Source organism: Halarsenatibacter silvermanii (genome assembly GCF_900103135.1).
Lineage (GTDB): Bacteria > Bacillota > Halanaerobiia > Halanaerobiales > Halarsenatibacteraceae > Halarsenatibacter > Halarsenatibacter silvermanii.
Map to the genome: position 1 here is coordinate 1 of NZ_FNGO01000062.1, position 2184 is coordinate 2184.

The 2184-nt window shown below is 35.9% G+C and carries 5 protein-coding genes; 3 read left to right on the plus strand and 2 right to left on the minus strand.

Going from position 1 to position 2184, the window contains the following annotated elements; all coding sequences use genetic code 11:
- Window positions 1-109: 109 nt before the first annotated feature.
- On the minus strand, window positions 110-331 hold the full coding sequence (locus BLT15_RS12965; protein WP_089762499.1) for a hypothetical protein: 222 nt from the start codon (window positions 329-331) through the stop codon (window positions 110-112).
- 273 nt (window positions 332-604) lie between these two features.
- Between BLT15_RS12965 and BLT15_RS12970 the strand changes: the two genes are divergently transcribed.
- From BLT15_RS12970 to BLT15_RS12975, 3 genes are all read left to right on the plus strand, one after another.
- The gene (locus tag BLT15_RS12970; RefSeq protein ID WP_089762501.1) at window positions 605-961 is read left to right on the plus strand and encodes an ArsR/SmtB family transcription factor; all 357 of its coding nucleotides are present in this window, start codon (window positions 605-607) and stop codon (window positions 959-961) included.
- Window positions 962-1175: 214 nt separating this feature from the next.
- The gene (locus tag BLT15_RS13380) at window positions 1176-1331 is read left to right on the plus strand and encodes a hypothetical protein (protein WP_159429973.1); all 156 of its coding nucleotides are present in this window, start codon (window positions 1176-1178) and stop codon (window positions 1329-1331) included.
- Window positions 1332-1414: 83 nt separating this feature from the next.
- Window positions 1415-1669: a hypothetical protein gene (locus tag BLT15_RS12975; RefSeq protein WP_089762503.1), complete on the plus strand. Its 255-nt coding sequence runs from the start codon at window positions 1415-1417 to the stop codon at window positions 1667-1669.
- Window positions 1670-1949: 280 nt separating this feature from the next.
- On the opposite strand, the gene BLT15_RS12980 is transcribed toward BLT15_RS12975, so the two are convergent.
- Window positions 1950-2184, minus strand: a 235-nt coding sequence (locus BLT15_RS12980; protein ID WP_143423112.1) for a YlbF family regulator, incomplete at its 5' end; no start/stop codon positions are given.

Sequence of the window (2184 nt, forward strand, 5' to 3'; positions counted from 1 at the left end):
ACAACCATAAAGTCAAAACCAACATCAATACATTACCTGGGATGCTATGTAATTTTTAGTTTCCACACTCTGTACTTTTTATTTGCCAAACACAAAATTTTTTATTGAATTAATTATCTTCTCCCATCATATTCATATTACCCATCATCTGCATCATCTGACTCATATCCATTTCTTCTTCACCCATCATATCCATACAGGAAGACATCATTTTCTGCATCTGTTCAGGATTACCTTTAACAAGTTGACAAATTTCAGGCATAATTGCCCGGGCAAATTCCAGCTTTTCTTTGTCAGATAGATCATAAAATTTTTCTTTTAATTCCTCCATTTTTAAAGCCCCCTATTAAATTAATTTAATTGCTCTTTTATACATATCCCCTAGATACATTATAGGGTAATTCTTTTTATTTTTCAACTCGTTTGAACGAGCTTATAAACCAGTATTAACCTTGCAAACGACATAACCTGTCGGCTTACAGCTTTTATTTGACAGACAGTTAAATTACTGCTATTATATAAATAAGGATTTATATAGTCTGGAATTTATAGTTATATCCGGCCGCTGCAAAAAAGACCAAATTTAACAGCAGGAGAGATTATTATGGTTAAGGACGATAAATTTATCGACGCCTTTGCGGAGTTTCTCAATACTCTGGGAGAAAAAAACAGGCTGCAGATTTTATTTGCCCTGCAGGAAGCCCCCAGGTCGGTCAATGAAATTGTGGAGGTAACAGGTCTCTCGCAGCCTCTTGTCTCTTTTCATCTGAAAACTTTGCGCCAGAGAGGCCTGGTGGCTACTAATAGAAAGAAAACTTTTGCCTACAATTATATTAAAGATGAAAAACTGGTAGAAGATCTTCTGGAGCTGAGCAGTCATCTGGAACAATATTCCTCAGAGGAAACCGATTTCGACTTTAAATGGCCTCCCTGGCGGAACTGTAAATTTTTTCAGGATTGAAGCCAGCTGAGATGTCTTTTTTCAGCTTCTACTTAAATTATTTCATTTTAGCCTTGACAGAGATTCTGGTCTATGTTAAATTATAATTGAAAGAAATATAAATTATAATTTATATAATCATAAAATCATATACTGATAATTAAGGATTAAAAATTTTATTCTTTATATAAATAATTGTTTATATAAATAAAAACTAATAAAGGGGGTGACAGATATGATGTTTATGCAGCCAAAAAATTCTGAACAGGCCCGGGAAATGCAGGAAAAAGGCCGAAAGATGTGTGAGCAGGCTATGAATCACTGTCAAACAATGATGGAAGAAATGATGTCTGCAGCGGAAGATGACCAGACTGATAACCCGAAAAGATAATATCGTATAGATAGCTTCCAGCCGGGCTGTAATATTTGCAGTGCAGTCCGGCTGAATTCCTCTCACAGGGAGGTGACAGAAAAATGCCTTACTGTTTTGGCTGGTTTTTTCCTCTGATCTTTTTTGGGTTTTTCATCTATATCTTCTTTTTCAGAAGAGGAGGCTCCCCCTTCCAGCCGCCCTGGAATGATCGTGAAGAACGCTACAGGGAAAAAAGTCCTGAAGAAAATTATAGCGGGAATACAGATGAAAAAATAGAACTTCGCAAAAAAGTTGTGGAGCTTGAAAAAGAAATAGAATATCTTAATCGGAGACTGGAAGAAGAAAGAGAAAAATGAAACAAAAGATATATATCAGAGGACTTACTCCGCTTTCTGCAAAAAATTATGCAGAGAGCGGGGCTTTCATTTGGACTACGACCTCTAAGCCAGAAAAACAGCTGGCATTATGCAGGGTATCCATATTTTCAAAATCTTACGAACTTCATTAAATTATGTCGAAGCCGCCACCAGACTGGTCAAATCCTCTGGCGATAATCATCACTATAAATTTTCCAAAATATTTATACTCTGAGCTGAAATATTTTTATCGCATAATTTACAGGTAAATCCTGCTAATTCAACAGGACTGCTGCACCAGATAAGGATTGAGAGCTAATCCCAGGCTGGAAGAGGCCTTTTCAATACTGACCTGACATATTTTTTGAAATTCTCTCATTGAATTTTGATAATCGGCAATCAATTCATTATCGTTTACCTGTCTCCGCAGCTTTTTTAATTCCTGTAAATCTTCTCTGGTTAAATTGTCATTAACCTGTTTCACCTGACATTCTTGCTGTTTTTCTTCAAATTTA

What these genes read in the sequence shown, in the direction of transcription:
- BLT15_RS12965 (WP_089762499.1), bottom strand. Translation starts at nt 331, where the DNA reads ATGGAGGAATTAAAAGAAAAATTTTATGATCTATCTGACAAAGAAAAG.
- BLT15_RS12970 (WP_089762501.1), top strand. Translation starts at nt 605, where the DNA reads ATGGTTAAGGACGATAAATTTATCGACGCCTTTGCGGAGTTTCTCAAT.
- BLT15_RS13380 (WP_159429973.1), top strand. Translation starts at nt 1,176, where the DNA reads ATGATGTTTATGCAGCCAAAAAATTCTGAACAGGCCCGGGAAATGCAG.
- BLT15_RS12975 (WP_089762503.1), top strand. Translation starts at nt 1,415, where the DNA reads ATGCCTTACTGTTTTGGCTGGTTTTTTCCTCTGATCTTTTTTGGGTTT.